The 233-nt window shown below is 48.9% G+C and carries 1 protein-coding gene; it reads left to right on the plus strand.

Annotation, left to right across the window (positions count from 1 at the left end; genetic code table 11):
• Positions 1 to 233 (plus strand): hypothetical protein (locus AAEZ05_RS30380; RefSeq protein ID WP_350650399.1); only part of this gene is annotated, 233 nt, incomplete at both ends.

The following is a 233-nucleotide window of genomic DNA, read 5'->3' on the forward strand; positions in this document are numbered from 1 at the left end:
GATTGATCGTTATTTAACTGTTTTTAAAACAGAGCTTGCGCTTTGGCGCAGTCGTAGCAGAGGCGCGGGAGAGCTGACAGTGGAAGCTGTTATAGATGGAGCTAAGGGCTTTTTTGGGGCAGTTAGAGTTTCTGTTGGGGAGTCCAGCACCGGTGGGCTTAATGTTGCCGATTCTGCTTATCAACGACTGATCGGTGATCTCTATGCAGGGCTAGAAGCTAACCATTCGGTAG

The sequence above is a fragment of the Pseudomonas sp. HY13-MNA-CIBAN-0226 genome (assembly GCF_040310305.1).
GTDB lineage: Bacteria > Pseudomonadota > Gammaproteobacteria > Pseudomonadales > Pseudomonadaceae > Aquipseudomonas > Aquipseudomonas gregormendelii.